The sequence below is a fragment of the Paenibacillus sedimenti genome (genome assembly GCF_014534655.1).
GTDB classification, from domain to species: Bacteria; Bacillota; Bacilli; order Paenibacillales; family NBRC-103111; genus Paenibacillus_E; species Paenibacillus_E sedimenti.
Genome location: NZ_JACVVD010000011.1, coordinates 130,886 through 147,170, shown reverse-complemented (window position 1 = coordinate 147,170; position 16,285 = coordinate 130,886). Strand labels below are relative to the sequence as shown.

Here is a 16,285-nt window from a genome sequence, read left to right as displayed (position 1 = left end):
GCTCTTGGCTAACAAATTTGTATATACACCGCCGCAAAACGGCTATCCGGAGTGGAATAACAACCCGGATATTTTCCAGCTGAACCGAATGGAAGCGCACGCAACACTTATGCCTTATCGAACTGTAGAGGAAGCGATAGCCGGACAAAAAACGGCATCCGATTTTTATCAATCGCTGAATGGAACATGGAAGTTCCATTTTGCCGAAAATGCGGAAGCGCGTCCAAGCGAGTTTTATCGAACGGATTACGATTGCAGGAATTGGGCGGACATGGCGGTTCCTTCCCATTGGCAGCTTCAAGGGTATGATTATCCGCAGTATACGAATATCGTATATCCTTGGGTGGGCCATGAAGACTTGCAGCCTCCTTTTGCCCCGGTGAAGTATAATCCTGTAGGCTCCTATGTTCGCAGCTTCTCAGTTCCGAAAGCTTGGGAGGGGCAGCCGGTTTATTTGAGCTTTCAAGGTGTGGAGTCGGCATTCTATGTATGGGTGAACGGGGACTTGGTCGGGTATAGCGAGGATACGTTTACCCCCGCGGAATTCGATATTACGCCATACTTAACGGAAGGCGAGAATAAGCTTGCGGTAGAGGTGTACCGCTGGTGCGATGCGAGCTGGCTGGAGGATCAGGACTTTTGGCGTTTGAGCGGTATTTTCCGCGATGTGTACTTGTATTCGACGCCTCAGACGCATATTTATGATTTCTCCATTCGGACTGAGCTGGATGACGAATATGCGAATGCTGAACTGCGCATTCAGGCGCGAGTGACGAATTATGACGCTCGCCAATATGGCGCGTATACGGTTGAAGCGATGCTTTACGATCGTGAATTACGTCCGCAGTGGGGTGAACCGCAACGCGCTAGCGCTGATGCGGGCGGTACCGCCTATGTGGAGCTGTCGGCACAAATCGAACACCCGCATAAGTGGAGCGCAGAGAAGCCATATCTCTACACGCTTGTCCTCAGCTTGAAGGATCAGGACGGGCAGCTGCTGGAAACAGAAAGTTGCAAAGTCGGCTTCCGCAAATTCGAAATCAAAGACGGTCTGATGCGCATCAATGGCGAGCGTATTGTGTTTAAAGGCGTGAACCGCCACGAATTCGACTGCGATCGGGGCCGTTCCGTCGATGAGGCCAGTATGCTTGCCGACATCTTGCTGATGAAAAAGTATAACATCAATGCCGTACGTACCTCACATTATCCGAACCACCCTATCTGGTATGAGTTGTGCGACGAATACGGGCTGTATGTGATTGACGAGACGAATTTGGAGACTCACGGCGCTTGGAACTATGGGCAGCTGGAGGAAGGGATAACGGTTCCAGGCAGCAAGCCGGAGTGGACGGGTGCGGTGCTGGACCGCTGCAATTCCATGCTGCAAAGGGATAAGAACCATCCGTCCATCGTCATCTGGTCGCTGGGGAATGAGTCGTTCGGCGGCGATAATTTTGTGAAGATGCACGACTTCCTGCGGGAGGCTGACCCGACTAGAGCGGTGCATTATGAGGGGATATTCCACTTCCGGGCATCGGATCGCGCTTCAGACATAGAAAGCCAAATGTACACGAAAATTGACAAGGTCGAGGAGTATGCGAGAAGCAACCCCCAAAAGCCGTTTATCTTATGCGAATACAGCCATGCGATGGGTAACTCGTGCGGGAATTTGTTTAAATACTGGGAGCTGTTCGAGCGGTATCCTGTGCTCCAAGGCGGATTTATTTGGGATTGGATCGATCAGTCGATTCGTACGACCGCGCCGGACGGCACTGAATATTTAGCCTATGGCGGCGATTTCGGGGATACGCCGAACGATGGGAACTTCTGTGGGAACGGGCTGATTTTTGCCGACCGGACGGTTTCTCCGAAAATTCATGAAGTGAAGAAATGCTACCAGAATGTGAAAATCGAGGCCGTTGATCTGGCACAGGGGCAAGTACGCGTGACGAACCAATATTTGTTCACCGATCTAAGCGAGTTTGACTGGACATGGACGATTGAGCGGAATGGTGTGACCCTGGTCGAGACCATGGGCGGAAGTTTCAACGTGAAGCCTGGTGAAACTGAAGTTATCACATTGCCTTATGACAGCGCAGCGGCTAAGCATTTGCTCACTGACGAGCTTGTGCTGACCATCAGTCTTTCTCTGAAAGAAGCAGCAATTTGGGCGGAAAAAGGGCATGAAGTCGCGTGGGAGCAGTTCTTGCTTCCTGAGGGCATCGCAGGGGGAGCAGCCGCATCGCTGATCACGATGGCAGAATCGGCTGCTGCCGTATCGGTGGCGGATGATGAGACTGTACATGTCGAACGAAATACCGAAGCCATCATTTTGAGCGGACGCGAATTCTCATTAAGGTTTGATATGGCGACAGGAGATATCTCATCCTACGTATATCAAGGCGTAGAGTTGTTCAAGACAGGTCCAGCTCCAAACTTCTGGCGGGCCTACACGGACAATGACCGAGGCAACCAGCATCATATTCGCTGCGCGGTCTGGCGTGAGGCTGCCAGCGGCAGGACGCTGCTCGGGCTTAGCGTGCAGCCGGCAGGCGCCGGACGTGCCGAAGTGCGCGTCCGTTACGAGTTGCCGACGGCACCTGCGTCCCGCGTGCAGATGGTGTACACGGCAGCGCCTGACGGAGCTGTCGAGGTACGAATGGAGCTCATACCGGGAGCGGGCGGATTGCCGGAAATTCCGGAAATCGGCGTGCTGTTCCAAATGGAAGCCGACTTCCGGAATCTCCAGTGGTATGGCCGCGGACCTCACGAGAACTATTGGGACCGTGCCACCGGAGCCAAGCTGGGCGTATACAGCGGTACGGTGGAAGAGCAGTTCGTGCCGTATCTGCGTCCGCAGGAGTGCGGCAACAAGACAGACGTGCGCTGGGCGACGCTCACCGACGCGAATGGCCGCGGGCTGCGGATCTCCGGACTGCCGGCCGTTGAGTTGAACGTGCTGCCGTACCTGCCTGCGGAGCTTGAGGCGCACGATCATCCTTACAAGCTTCCGCCAAGCGACAAAGTCGCGGTGCGGGTCAATTACAAGCAGATGGGCGTCGGCGGCGACGACAGTTGGGGCGCCAGAACGCATCCGGAATTCACGCTGTTCGCCAACCGCAGCTATACGTATTCATTTGCATTTAAAGGAATTTGATTATGCCGTACCGGCTACAGAAATAAAAACAAGCTTGGTCCCTGCCATTTATATAATGGTTAGAACCAAGCTTGTTTTATTTCATTTGGCTGCTGAATTTCCTTACGCCCCGCTCGCCATTTTCAAACGAATACCCGAAGGATCGATTACGACAAATGCTTCATCCTGTTCTACGGGAGAAAACCCTGCGCCCTGCAAACGCTCAATCGCCTTGCGTCTTTCATCCGCATTTGGGAAAACGATCGTGTAATAGTCAAGTCCCGTTGCGTTCGGAGCAGTTACCGGCGCGTTCTGGCCTGCCCAAAGGTTCATGCCGATATGGTGATGGTAGCCTCCGGCTGAAATAAACAAAGCTCTCATAGTCGCAGATGCATCAGCGGCGATATCGAAGCCCAGGATGTCACAATAGAAATGTTTGGACACCTGCAAATCTCTAACATGGAAGTGGATATGTCCCATTGTCGTACCCGCAGGTAAACCGCTCCACGGCATATCCGCTGCTTCGCTCAGCAATCCTTCCCAATCGATAGGATCGGAAGCCATAATATAGTTGCCTTCAGCATCGCGGCGCCAAGTATCACGCGGACGATCGCAATATATTTCAATGCCGTTGTTGTCCGGATCGGTAATATACAAAGCCTCACTAACCAAATGGTCGGCTTGACCGATGTGAATACCCGATTCAATCAGGTTCCGCAAAGAAGCGCCCAAATCTTTGCGAGTAGGTAGCAAAATAGCGAAATGATAGAGTCCGGCGGCGGATCTGCGAGCTGTAATCTGGGCATTCGGAATCTCTTCGAGCTCGAGAAAAGGATGTCGCCCGTCAACGGTTAGTTCTGCTAACGTGGAGCCGGCTTGAAGAACTTGTAAGCCAACTACTTCTTGGTAAAAACGTATAGAACGTTCCAGATTGGACACTTTCAGCTTCACTAAACCAAGCTTGATATCAGAGTGCAGAGCTACGGACATCGGAAGTTCACTCCTATATGGTTACTTATTGTAATTAAGTTTATAATAGTTATTAAGTTACGTAAAGTCATAACCAAAAAGAAGGGATTTCCCGAAAGTCTGAAGCAGACGGGAACATCCCTTTTTAGGTTATCCGTAATTTACGTAATACCAAAAACAGTGTAATGCCGATCGCATTTCCAACAAATGAAAAAATCATAGGCAGCCACACAGGACCGAAGAGAATATTGAAAGGCCTCAGCACATCGGAATAAATGATGCCAACCGTACCAAGGAAGGCTCCCAGCACAAAAGGAATATACGCAAACTCAGCGGTATCTCCCCCATCTTTATATGCATCCCATATCCCAAACATGTATAGACAAGGATAAAACATCAACCAGTTATAATCCGTATGCTGGACGGCAGCTTGAATGTTGCCCTTAAAGCTGTCAATAATGATGTCATTGAGATTTGAATTAATATTGACGATAATTTCCAGAATGATAAGCGTTAGCCCTTTCACATATTTTCTATTCAATAACTGACCAAACCCAGGTAGTGCAATACTCCATAATAATTTCTCTATTTTATCGGATTTGTTCATAGTGATGGTGTGGAGACTTGATGGCAGCAATGCTTCCTATGAGCCCAGGTGAAAAAAGATCGATATTTATTTTTGATTCAAACAGGTTCCATTCTTCTTCAACAGATGTCTGGGTGATTCTTTTCAATAAACTTACAAGTCCTCGAATCGTAAATAACGTAAAGTTAATCGATGCAAAAGTATGCAGGATTGTCCAGGATTTCCATTGGAACAAAGCTGTTTTCTTTTCTAAAAACCATTGAAGTGCTGACATGGGCACACTGAAATACAAACTTCTGGTTAACAATTCCAGCGGCTTACTCTTATAGGTATATCTTATCCAAACCACACTTAATAGAGGATAGAACAATAAATCGTACAAAATATTGGTGTCAAATATTTTTGCAAAAGGCCGAACGGGGTACGAAATCTTCCCTTTTTTAATAAAATATGAATCTAGCGAACTGGATAAGACGCACTTTGCAAAGAAAACAGTCAGATACATAAGCAGGTTTCTACGTCTCATAATGAATCCTTGATAACCCCTTTCGGTTTGCTGCATACCTTCATAGTGTGTTTAAAATAACGTCACTTATTCACGACAGAATAGTGTACGCCGCAAAGAGCAATAATAATGAAAATATTGACAGCGTCGGGAGGCTAGTATGGAATACAAAAGCATCATCATCGGGGCTGGGCTTGCAGGATTTACCGCCGCCGTTTATATGGCAAGAGCGGGTCTGAAGCCGCTCGTTATTAAAGGCCAAAGGCCAAGCTATCATTTAACGACGACGATGGAAATCGAGTATTTCCCGGGCTTTCTTCATGGGATAAGCGGGCCGGATCTGCTCGACAATATGTTCAGGCAAGCTGAGCAGTTCGGGGCGCAGGTCAAAATCGGCGATGTATATGAAGTAGACTTGTCGAAGCGCCCTTTTAAGGTTTGGCTGGAAGGCTGGGGAGAGATAAAAACCGAAACCCTGATCATCGCTACAGGTACAACGGCTAAACTTCTTGGTATACCGGGAGAAAAAGATTATCTGGGGCTTGGGGTAAGTACATGCGCCCCTTGCAGCGCATTCTTATTTCGGGACAAAAAAGTACTCGTCATTGGCGGAGGAGATTCGGCGATGGAGGAAGCGATTTATTTATCCCACTACGCATCGGAGATTACTGTTGTTAATCGAAGCGATAAATTGCGGGCCTCTTTAGCTTTGCAGGAGAGGGCGCGTGAAATAAGGAAAATCAGGTGGCTGATGAACCGGACCCCGCTCGAAGTCATTACTGGAGAGAAAGGTGTGACAGGCCTCAGAGTTACCAGTCATGAATCTGGACAAGAGGAAAGTCTGGAAGCGGATGGAGTGTTCATAGCCATCGGCAGTAAGCCCAATACGGAATTTCTCGCCAAACAGCTGCCCTTAGATGAACAAGGATACATATTGGTTAAGCCGGGAACAACAGAAACTGATATTCCCGGTGTATTTGCCTGTGGAGACGTGCAGGACCGGCGATACCGGCAAATACTGAATGCTATAGGTTCCGGGTGCATGGCCGCGTTGGATTGTCAGCGATATTATACGAGATGAGAGCTGTCCCGCGGGCAGCTCTTTTGACCACATAAGAAAGTATAAGTTTTCGGTTCCCGAAAACAGCTTTCTTATTGGCGATAAAACCTACCTCTAAACGCGGTCGCTCATCATTGAAAGGCCTCGATAGAGGTTTTCTCATTTAAGTTATTGGCAATCTTGCCTGGATGTCAATTATGGCTTATAATTTGTGAGTAACTATAATTTTTTTCATTATTATGAATAATGGGATGGGAGGAATTCACATGCAAGTTGAAATTTGGTCGGATATTGCATGTCCGTTTTGTTATATTGGTAAAAGTCGGATAGAGTCCGGGCTTGCTCAGTTTGCCCATAAGGATCAAGTGGAGATCGTATACAAGAGCTTTCAACTCGATGAGCATGCACCGTTAGATGTGGCTCATGATGTTCATGATATGCTCTCCGCCAAGTACGGGATGAGCCGTGAAGAGGCTAAGGCGATGAACGCTCAGCTAGGTAAACAGGCTGAAGCCGAGGGATTGGACTTTCATTTCGATACGCTGGTCCTGACGAATACGCTGGACGCACACCGACTCCTTCATTTCGCTGCCCAGCATGGCAAAAGTAAAGAAGTTGCGGATCTGTTATTCAAGGCTTACTTTACGGAATCCAAGCATGTAGGCCGGCATGAAACTTTGACTGCCATCGCTGCCGAAGCCGGGCTGGATCCAAATGCCGTTAGCTCGATGTTAGCAAGCGATCAGTTTGCCGATGAGGTTCGGGCTGATCAGCTTGAGGGCTCCCGCTTGGGAGTGCGCGGAGTTCCGTTCTATGTCATTAACCGAAAATACGCGATATCTGGTGCACAATCGGCTTCCGTATTTCTTGATGCGCTTGAGAAAGCTTGGGGTGAGAAGAAGCCCCTCACTGTTTTAAACGATACAACAGGCGGCTCGGGCGCTGTGTGTACAGATGGCGTCTGCAGTAATGAATAGTAATAAAAAAATGAAACAAGCCTATTTTCCGAAAAAGGGAGATAGGCTTGTTTGTTCATGCAAGGAGCAGCAGATTGCAGTACATGTCACGATGGATGAAACCACCCGGTTTAACTATCATACAGTTGTCAGTTGATACGTGGTATAGTTTCCCAGTATATAAGAAAAAATAATTTTAATAAATATTATTATAAAAACATGTGTTTGCATTTGGTTGTAAAACAATTACAATTAACATCGTGAGAAAGAATACATATAGAAACAGATCATTGGAGAGGAAGATACTATAATGAGTAAAAAGCAAGTAAAAGGTGATGGCGAAGCTTCCATTACAGCCTTACTCGGGCCGCTAATGGCCGTTATCATTGGAATGATAATGGTTATTTTGGACAGCACTGTAGTGAATGTTGCCCTTCCGGGTTTGGTCGAAGATTTTAATTCCGACCTCTCAACGCTGCAATGGACGGTGACAGGTTATACGTTAGCGCTTTCTGCCGTTATTCCGCTTGCAGGTTGGATGACGGATCGATTCGGTGCCAAACGGATTTTTTTGATTACGATTGCCCTATTTACCATTGGTTCGGCGCTTTGCTCTTTTGCGCAAACGCCGGAACAATTAATTATCTACCGTATCATTCAAGGATTAGGCGGAGGCATGGTGGCTCCCATCGGGATGGCGATGATATTCCGATTAGCCCCTCCTGATAAAATGGGCGCAGTAATGGGAATGCTCGGCGTACCGATGCTGCTAGCGCCGGCTCTAGGCCCGGTTTTATCCGGTTGGTTAGTAGAATATTCAACATGGCATTGGATTTTCCTTATTAACGTACCGATTGGGATTATAGCCATTTTGGTTGGTATACGCTACTTACCGAACATCGAGCGCAAAGCTGTTCCTTCGTTGGATATATTAGGCATTATTCTTGCGCCAATCGCATTCTCCACGCTCGCATACGCAGTGAACGAAGGCGGTGTAAGCTGGACGTCAACACAGACGGTTATAAGCCTAATTGTTGGTTTCGTTGCTCTCATCCTTTTCATTATAGTTGAGCTTCGTCAAAAACAACCGCTGCTTGAGTTACGTGTGTTCGGTTCTTCCGATTTTACCAGAGGGATCATCATTACTTGGATATCGCAAATTGCGTTATTTGGTTCCTTTGTACTGATCCCAGTGTTTTTGCAACAGGTTAAGCAATTCAGCCCGCTGACCACAGGTCTTATCCTGCTTCCTCAAGCATTGGCTTCTGCAGTATTCATGCCGCTTGGCGGCAGGTTGTTCGATAAAATAGGAGCTCGTCCGTTAGCCATTACTGGTTTAGGTATCATTACAGTGGCTTTGTTCATGCTCTCAAACGTAGCCATCGATACAAGCCTTGTATATATCATGTGCGCGCTTGCTATGATGGGTGCGGGAATGGGGCTTTCCATGATGTCCATCAATACGCACGTGCTCCAAGCGGCTCCGCGTAAACTGGTGAATCGTGTAACCCCGCTCACGACTGCCGCTCAGCAAGTCATGGTTTCCTTTGCTGTAGCAGGCTTAACAGGCTTCTTGACGAGCAAAATTACAGATCATGCTGCTGAAGTGAAAGATCCTCTTCAAGCGTCTGTATTAGCTTTTGGTGATACTTTCTTACTCACAGCATGCCTTGCGTTTGTAGGCGCATTGCTTGGATTTATTCTGCGGAGACCAAAGCCGCAGCCGGCTGAGGAGGATCCATCCGGTGAGAATCCGAATGCTGCGATGATGGTGGGGCACTAATTTCTTAATCACAAAAACGAGTTGATTCAACGGAGTCGGCTCGTTTTTGCTTAGACAAGACGAAAAAATTTACTCGCTACCGTAGATGAGCCACGACGTTTTGTCTAAAGAGGAGCAGAGACAGCCTGTAGCGAAATAGGATGGAGTAAGATTTTTTTACAGGTATGGAGGCTTCCTCTATGAGATTTAAAGATGTTTTTTCAATTATTGGTCCGGCTATGGTCGGACCTTCCAGTTCTCATACGGCAGGTGCAGTTCGGATTGGTAAAGCGGCTCGACAATTGTTCGGCGAACAGCTGGATCGGGCGCATGTACTGTTTTATGGTTCCTTTGCTGCAACGTATAAAGGCCACGGAACAGACTTGGCCATAGTCGGCGGGCTGCTGGATTGGCCAACAGACGACCCCAGAATTACACAATCGTTAGATATTGCAAAACAATGTGGTATAGAGGTCACCTTTGATCAAGGAAAGGGTTTGTTCACACATCCGAATACAGCTAAAATCGTTCTTTCCTCCGTCTCTTCCTCCAAACAATTATCGATCGTGGGAACGTCAATCGGCGGCGGAAATATTGAAATTATTGAGATCAACGGATTTAGCGTGAAGCTAACCGGTTCTTATCCGACACTCGTTATTAAACATAATGACTGGCTAGGCGTTGTTGCGGATGCCACTCAGTTACTTAAGCAGAGACAAGCGAACATTGGGCATATGTCGGTTGATCGTAAAAGCCGGAGTGGTGATGCGCTGACAGTTATGGAACTGGACGTACCTGTTTCGTCTGAGCTAATCTCTGAACTGTTGAACTTTCCAGCGATTCAATCCGTGGATGTCATTGACTTGAACAGAGATAAACGCTAGAGGAGAAATCGGAATGAATTTTACAACATTACAAGAGCTCAGACTCCTTAGTGAGCAGCGAAATATGAGTATTGGACATGTAATGCTCGAAGAGCAGTGTGCGGAATCAGGCCAGTCATCCGAGCAGGTGTTTGCCCAGATGGCCGAATACTACCAGATCATGAAAACGGCAGTCGACAAGGGGTTGCACGAAAATACAACCTCCCGCAGCGGACTGACGGGATTGGACGCTCAGCGAGTCATGACATACAGAGAGCAAGCCGAGCCGAATCTCGGTGGAGCGGCTAGTGAGGCGATGGCCTACGCACTTGCCGTCTCGGAAGTCAATGCTTCTATGGGGCGGGTAATTGCGACACCAACCGCTGGCTCATGCGGTATTATTCCTGGTGTTTTCATCAGCTGTCAGCAGCGCTTTGGTTGGTCTGACGAGCACATGGTTTATGGCTTATTCGCTGCCGGTGCGATCGGCTACGTCATCGCCAATAACTCCTTTATCTCAGGCGCGGAGGGCGGCTGTCAGGCGGAAGTCGGCTCAGCCATCGGCATGGCTGCCGGTGCTCTGGTTGAGCTTAGGGGAGGCACCCCCGAGCAAGCGATCCATGCAGTCGGTCTTGCCCTCAAAAACTCGCTCGGCCTGATCTGCGATCCCGTAGGCGGTCTCGTTGAAATACCTTGCATCGTCCGCAACGGCTTCGGAGCGGTAACAGCTCTTGCCGCCGCTGACATGGCCCTGGCCGGTGTGCGCAGCGTCATCCCTTCCGACGAAGTCGTTCAAGTGATGCTTGAAGTCGGCTCCTCGATGCCAGAGAAACATCGAGAAACCGCTGGCGGCGGCCTCGCGCAGACACCAACCGGACGCAAAATAATGAATGATTTGCGGAAAAAATAGATCGAACCAAAACGAACTAAGCCACCTTTCTAAGTGAAGGTGGCTTAGTTCGTTTTGGAGGATTGGCCGGAGATCAGAAACAGTTACTCAACTTGCCCCCCCTACCCTCATAGTAACTGTTAATACTACTCTATGGGCATTATCCCATTGACTCAGACTCAACATCAAACAATCTGAGGCTACGGGATAGTGCCCATAAGAAAGTTTCAAATGATATAAGTCAGCAAAGGGAGCATGCTCACCGGTCAGTGAGGAACATGCTCAATTGTTAGCGACTTTGGGGTGAGGAAATTAAACTATGGGCAAGTAAAAAAGCGAACTAAGCACTGGCACGCTATCTGGTTCTTATCAGTGTTGTCTTCTTTTTTGTCCTATGTATGCATAAGGTGATAGTAATGACAAGCCGGCGGGGGGGAAGGGAATGCTGCATAGACGACGGTGGAGAAGCCGGCCTGCGGGAAATGCAAGCCGCAAACGGGTATTGCTTATTGGGCTTCTCATCTTTGTCTTGTTTGCCGTTCAGTCATTCATGTTCGTAGAGCGCAATTTGCGTCCGCCGCTCATGAATTTGGCTAAAGTCCGTATCAAGCAGATCGCTACCCAAGCGATAAATAGCGCGATTGCCGATCACGTTGCAAGGAATGCCGACGCCGAGCAGCTTATCGATTGGAAAACCGATAAAAACGGCAAGATTACCGGGTTCATGCTCAATTATGCGGAGCACATGCGGATCACCTCAGATACGATCAGAACCGTACAAGGCGAACTGAACAATTTGCAAAAAATTTCCGATCATATCCCTGTGGGGCAGGCGATGAATAGCGCCATTTTGGCCTCTTTTGGACCGGATATTCCTATTAAGTTGCTGCCGGTTGGGAATGTAAAGGTTGATTTGAATACGCGTTCCCAGAATGCGGGCATTAACATGGTGCTATTCGAGGTATATGTGCGCATCATTGCTGAAGTATCTGTTATTATTCCATTTGATTCAGATACGGAAATTGTAGAGACGGAAATCCCCATCTCATACTCTTTGGTCGTCGGTGATGTGCCTACTTATTATTTTGATAATAAAGGAAATCCGGTTGGCAGCAATAAAGATGCTGTCCCGCCAAACCTGTCTATTCCAAGCTTACCGAATGTCAACACGACAGCGCCAAAAGGAGAGAGCGCAGTACCCCAGGAAAACAAGGAACAGGAAGAGCCGCCACGATAAGTGGACGGCTTATTTGTTCTTTCGCTTGTTACGGTCTTCACGCTCCCATTTCCGAAGGGATGGGTAGGGGTCAAAGCTCCATTCGGCAAGTCCGTTGTCACGATAAAGGCCAAAATGCAAATGAGGGGGAAACTTACCGGATGTCCCTTTTTTGCCATAACCTGAACTGCCTACCCAGCCGATGGTTTGGCCCGGTTCCACGATGTCACCTTCCTTAATGCCTTTTTGGTACCCCGAAAGATGTGCGTAATAGTGGTATAGGTTGTTTACATCACGGATACCAATTCGCCAGCCGCCATAAGGATTCCAGCCCTTAATTTCAATAATGCCGTAGCAAGTGCTGCGGACCGGCACTCCGTGTCGGGCAAAAAGATCCGTACCTTCATGGATACGATGCCCACCCCAACCGCGGCTGTCTCCCCATGTGCTGCGATAAGAGTAATCGGATCCGATAGGCAATGGAAACGCATGCCCATTCAAATCCAGCGTACCGAATGCCCTATAAATAGCTGCGAATTGTTTAATTCGCTCAACGCTGCGTGAATTTTGATAATAATTCCATAGGCTTATTTGCATTTGTTCATCTCGCGTCCCCAGTTTGCTCATCAAAGCAGTCATTGAAGCAAGCACATCCAAATCATTGTTACGATCTGCCACGCCATCCCCAGAACCGTCCCTTCCATAACCTTGGAACAGGGCTATGGTTTGTGGATTCGTATCCTGTTGGTCCGGATTCATCAGACCTGTCCAATCCGATTCGGCAAAATATATGCTTGTAAGTCCTTGGTGAGCAGGTCTTTTTCTAGCGATATTTATGGTTCGCTCATATTGGTCAACTGCGGCGAGGTAGGTCCATGGTATCCCGGTCAGCGTGCTTGTTTTTTCAAAAAGCTCTTTGCGTTCAGCATATAGGGCGCTTGTATTTTTAGAGGGAGCAGGTGCAGGTCCTTGCACATAAGTTACGTCATTAGATGCGGCACTGACGGATTGGATTTCCGATTCGGTTGCAGCTAGGAGTAGGCTAAGAACAAGAACCCGTTGCCAAATAGGTCTGCTTATCATCTCTATCATCCTTCCTGAAATGTTAGTTCTTAGGATGCGCTGTTCTCAGAATGTTTATCCCGTCTCTTTAGTTCGCAGCCAATTTTTGCTATGATGCCTGTAAGAGGTGGGGGCCATGAGTTTTAATCACAGAGAAGAACATGTGGATGATCAAATGCTATTAATTCAAGCCAATCTGGATGACATGAATCCCGAGTGGGTTTCTTATATTATGGACAAGCTTTTTGATCTTGGCGCCAACGATGTATTTGTGGTGCCGATTATTATGAAAAGAGCGAGACCTGGCATCATGCTGAACGTTCTATTGGCAGCCGATCTGCTCATGGAGGTTGAGGAGGTTATTTTTAGCGAAACGACGACGCTGGGTATCCGGTATATGCATGCGTCCTGTCACCGCTTGGCTAGAGAATTCGAGAAAGTACAGACACAGTGGGGGCCTCTAACCGTTAAAGTGGGCTATCACCAAGGAAAATTGGTGCAATATGCACCGGAATTCAAAGAGTGCGAACAAGTCGCTAAACAGTATCAAGTGCCGCTTAAACGGGTCTATGACGAAGTGCGAAAACAGTTTATGGAGAGACAACAAAACGCCCCTTCCTGACGAGCAGGAAGAGGCGTTTTTTCACTGGGCAACCGGGTCGGTTCCAGCGTGGTGAATGTGAGCATGCGTACCTTCATGACTGTGGTTGTGAGTATGTTTATGCTCGTGATGATCATGATGATCGTGATGATGCTCATGCGAATGTCCGTGGTGTTCGTCATGTGAATGGTGATGATGGTCATCGTGCGAATGCGTATGACCGTGTTCATGGACAAGATGCTCATGAGTTATTTGCCATTTGCCGATGAAAGGATCGACTTTACCGACAACGACTCGAAGTACATTCGGTTGGTTAGGCAAATCTCTTGTTCCAGCCCCATAGCCGATCGTGTCAACGATCATCGGCGGGAAGCTTCGAGAGAATTCGTCTACAATACCGGAAATAATGCCTGCGCCGGTTGGCGTAGTTAACTCTAAGCTGTAGTTGGTGGAAGCGATCGGCAATCCGCGCATCATTTCCAATGTTGCGGGAGCGGGTACCGGATAGATGCCGTGATCGATATGTATCGTTCCTGAGCCAAGCGGTACAGGTGAGGCATATATACGCTCGATCTGCAGCGAGTCTATGGCCAAAGCGACACCGACAATATCAACGATGGAGTCGATAGCGCCTACTTCATGGAAATGCACTTTTTCCACGGGAATGCCGTGGATTTTGGCTTCAGCGATGCCGATTTTTTCGAAAATGGCTAAGCTTAGTGCGGTAACCCGCTCATTGAATCCTGCCGATTGAATGATGCGAACAATTTCTGAGTAATGCCTGTGATGCTTCGGCGGATGGTGTGGATCCAAAAGCACATCAAGCTTGAGAGCTGAGATGCCGCGTTTGACAACACGCTTCCATTCGAGCATGTAAGGCTCAAGCTTTATTTTGGTAAGCTCTTCTTCTATGTAAGCACGATCTGCCCCGGCATCGACCAAAGCGCCGAGCGTCATGTCGCCGCTGATACCGGAGAAGCAATCCAAATACAAAATACGCATAATGAGAGTCTCACGCTCGTTTCGACATATTTTTGTTGATGAGTCCGGCGTAGTAACCGGCTCCGAAGCCGTTGTCGATGTTGACGACGGAGATGCCTGGCGAGCAGGCGTTCAGCATCGACAACAGCGGCGCGATCCCTGCAAGGTTCGCGCCGTACCCGATACTCGTCGGCACAGCGACGATAGGCTTGGCCACTAACCCGCCGACGACGCTGGCGAGCGCGCCCTCCATGCCGGCAACGACGACAATCGCGTTCGCTCCGCGAATGAGGTCGAGCCGGCGGAACAGCCGGTGAATGCCGGCTACGCCTACGTCGTATATACGTTCGACATGGCTGCCCAGGCATTCCGCTGTAAGGGCAGCCTCCTCCGCAACGGGGAGGTCGGAGGTGCCTGCGCACACGACGGCAATGTAGCCGTCGTGGACTTTGAGCATCGGGCGCTTGAACCAGGTGAGCGCCCGAGCGGTTTCGTGGTAGGTGACGCCTTCGACGGCACCTACCACGTGGGCGGCTTTGGCCGCATCTACCCGCGTGGCGAGCACGCGGTCGGTGTGCTCCATGAGCCGCCGGAAAATCGCCTCGAGCTGCTCGGCGGTCTTGCCTTCCCCGAAGATGACTTCGGGGAAGCCAGTCCGCTTCTCGCGCTCGATGTCCAGCTGGGCAAATCCAAGGTCAAGGGTGGTATTGCCGCTCGCGCCGGCAGTGCCATCCTTGATGATTTGCCGTTTCGCTTCTTCTACGTCCAGGTCGCCGGTCTGGACGAGCTTTAATATCTTTTCCAAATCCATCATAAGGATGCTTCTTTCACCTTTTCTTTGGTTTCCTCGGACAGCACTTCATTCATGCTGCCGGTTCGGTAGCCCTGCAAATCAAGCGTCACGTAGGTAAATCCAAGCTTGCTGAATTTCTCATAGATGGCGTCTCGATGCTCGACGACCTTATGAATTTCATCCGGCATCACTTCGATCCGGGCAATTTTGTCGTGGTGACGTACGCGCACTTGATATAACCCAAGCTGGGACAAGAAGTACTCGCCTTCGTCCAGCTGATCGATTTTCCATTTCTCAATCTTCGTCCCATATGGAATACGGGAAGATAAGCACGCGAAGGAAGGTTTATCCCAAGTTTTCAGTCCGAGCTCTTTGGAAAGCTGTCTGATTTCATTCTTGGTAAGGCCCGCCTCCTGAAGCGTACTTCGAACGCCTTGCTCGTTTTTGGCTTGGAGGCCCGGACGGTAGTCGCCGAGATCGTCGACATTGGATCCGTCTAGAATATAAGGGTAGCCTAATTCTTTGGCTAGCTGCTGCAAATGTGAATAAAGTCCCGTTTTACAATGGTAACAGCGGTCCGGATTGTTGGCGACGAAATTTGCATTCTCCAGCTCTTTGACCTCTGTTTTGTACAGCGGGACGCCAATTTGTTCGGCAAGTTCGACGGCTGCGTCAAACTCGCGTGACGGAAACGTTTCCGAAGCTGCGGTGACGGCTAATACTTGATCCCCAAGCTCCTGCTGTGCGCGTTTCAAGACAAATGTGCTGTCCACGCCTCCGGAGAAGGCGACTAACACACGGCCCATGCCTCTAAGGATCTCGCCTAATCGTCTGTCTTTGTCACGCGTTGTTTCTTGAATGCTCATGATTCTTCCCTCCCATACAGCTTATATGTATGCGCAGCTG

The 16,285-nt window shown here is 48.9% G+C and carries 15 protein-coding genes; 8 read left to right on the top strand and 7 right to left on the bottom strand.

What is annotated here, in order from left to right:
* Positions 1-4: 4 nt before the first annotated feature.
* The gene (lacZ, locus tag ICC18_RS25650) at positions 5-3,157 is read left to right on the top strand and encodes a beta-galactosidase, LacZ type (RefSeq protein WP_223192859.1); all 3,153 of its coding nucleotides are present in this window, start codon (positions 5-7) and stop codon (positions 3,155-3,157) included.
* A 102-nt stretch (positions 3,158-3,259) separates the two neighbouring features.
* On the opposite strand, the gene ICC18_RS25645 is transcribed toward lacZ, so the two are convergent.
* From ICC18_RS25645 to ICC18_RS34855, 3 genes are all read right to left on the bottom strand, one after another.
* Complete coding sequence (locus tag ICC18_RS25645) at positions 3,260-4,126, bottom strand: VOC family protein (protein ID WP_188177302.1); 867 nt, start codon at positions 4,124-4,126, stop codon at positions 3,260-3,262.
* Positions 4,127-4,250: 124 nt separating this feature from the next.
* Positions 4,251-4,742, bottom strand: coding sequence for a hypothetical protein (locus ICC18_RS25640; RefSeq protein ID WP_312029609.1), 492 nt, complete (start codon positions 4,740-4,742; stop codon positions 4,251-4,253).
* A complete protein-coding gene (locus ICC18_RS34855) occupies positions 4,696-5,196 on the bottom strand; it encodes a CBO0543 family protein (protein ID WP_376745668.1) in 501 nt (166 codons plus the stop codon). The genes ICC18_RS25640 and ICC18_RS34855 overlap by 47 nt, the downstream gene beginning before the upstream one ends.
* Positions 5,197-5,356: 160 nt before the next feature.
* On the opposite strand from ICC18_RS34855, the gene trxB reads away from it, so the two are divergent.
* The 6 genes from trxB to yunB all read left to right on the top strand — a co-directional run bounded on the left by trxB (position 5,357) and on the right by yunB (position 11,963).
* On the top strand, positions 5,357-6,277 hold the full coding sequence (trxB, locus tag ICC18_RS25635) for a thioredoxin-disulfide reductase (RefSeq protein WP_188177301.1): 921 nt from the start codon (positions 5,357-5,359) through the stop codon (positions 6,275-6,277).
* Positions 6,278-6,522: 245 nt separating this feature from the next.
* The gene (locus tag ICC18_RS25630) at positions 6,523-7,233 is read left to right on the top strand and encodes a DsbA family oxidoreductase (protein WP_188177300.1); all 711 of its coding nucleotides are present in this window, start codon (positions 6,523-6,525) and stop codon (positions 7,231-7,233) included.
* Positions 7,234-7,522: 289 nt separating this feature from the next.
* A complete protein-coding gene (locus tag ICC18_RS25625) occupies positions 7,523-8,995 on the top strand; it encodes a DHA2 family efflux MFS transporter permease subunit (RefSeq protein ID WP_188177299.1) in 1,473 nt (490 codons plus the stop codon).
* A gap of 179 nt (positions 8,996-9,174) precedes the next feature.
* The gene (gene sdaAB / locus ICC18_RS25620; protein WP_188177298.1) at positions 9,175-9,858 is read left to right on the top strand and encodes an L-serine ammonia-lyase, iron-sulfur-dependent subunit beta; all 684 of its coding nucleotides are present in this window, start codon (positions 9,175-9,177) and stop codon (positions 9,856-9,858) included.
* Between the two features lie 13 nt (positions 9,859-9,871).
* Positions 9,872-10,747, top strand: a complete 876-nt coding sequence (sdaAA, locus tag ICC18_RS25615; RefSeq protein ID WP_188177297.1) for an L-serine ammonia-lyase, iron-sulfur-dependent, subunit alpha — start codon at positions 9,872-9,874, stop codon at positions 10,745-10,747.
* 421 nt (positions 10,748-11,168) lie between these two features.
* Positions 11,169-11,963, top strand: a complete 795-nt coding sequence (yunB, locus tag ICC18_RS25610; RefSeq protein ID WP_223192858.1) for a sporulation protein YunB — start codon at positions 11,169-11,171, stop codon at positions 11,961-11,963.
* 9 nt (positions 11,964-11,972) lie between these two features.
* On the opposite strand, the gene ICC18_RS25605 is transcribed toward yunB, so the two are convergent.
* The gene (locus ICC18_RS25605; protein ID WP_188177296.1) at positions 11,973-13,025 is read right to left on the bottom strand and encodes a M23 family metallopeptidase; all 1,053 of its coding nucleotides are present in this window, start codon (positions 13,023-13,025) and stop codon (positions 11,973-11,975) included.
* Positions 13,026-13,140: 115 nt separating this feature from the next.
* Here ICC18_RS25605 and larC2 point away from each other — a divergent pair, with 115 nt between their 5' ends.
* The gene (gene larC2, locus ICC18_RS25600) at positions 13,141-13,626 is read left to right on the top strand and encodes a nickel pincer cofactor biosynthesis protein LarC2 (RefSeq protein ID WP_188177295.1); all 486 of its coding nucleotides are present in this window, start codon (positions 13,141-13,143) and stop codon (positions 13,624-13,626) included.
* A 21-nt stretch (positions 13,627-13,647) separates the two neighbouring features.
* Here the strand turns inward: larC2 and larC are convergent, their stop codons facing one another.
* Genes larC through larE form a run of 3 tightly spaced genes read right to left on the bottom strand, consistent with a single transcriptional unit; the run spans position 13,648 to position 16,245 of the window.
* On the bottom strand, positions 13,648-14,607 hold the full coding sequence (gene larC, locus ICC18_RS25595) for a nickel pincer cofactor biosynthesis protein LarC (RefSeq protein WP_188177294.1): 960 nt from the start codon (positions 14,605-14,607) through the stop codon (positions 13,648-13,650).
* Between the two features lie 10 nt (positions 14,608-14,617).
* Positions 14,618-15,400 (bottom strand): nickel pincer cofactor biosynthesis protein LarB, encoded by a 783-nt coding sequence (gene larB / locus ICC18_RS25590; protein WP_188177293.1) that lies wholly within the window; start codon positions 15,398-15,400, stop codon positions 14,618-14,620.
* On the bottom strand, positions 15,397-16,245 hold the full coding sequence (larE, locus tag ICC18_RS25585; protein WP_188177292.1) for an ATP-dependent sacrificial sulfur transferase LarE: 849 nt from the start codon (positions 16,243-16,245) through the stop codon (positions 15,397-15,399). Before larE ends, larB begins: the two co-directional genes overlap by 4 nt.
* Positions 16,246-16,285: the final 40 nt, after the last annotated feature.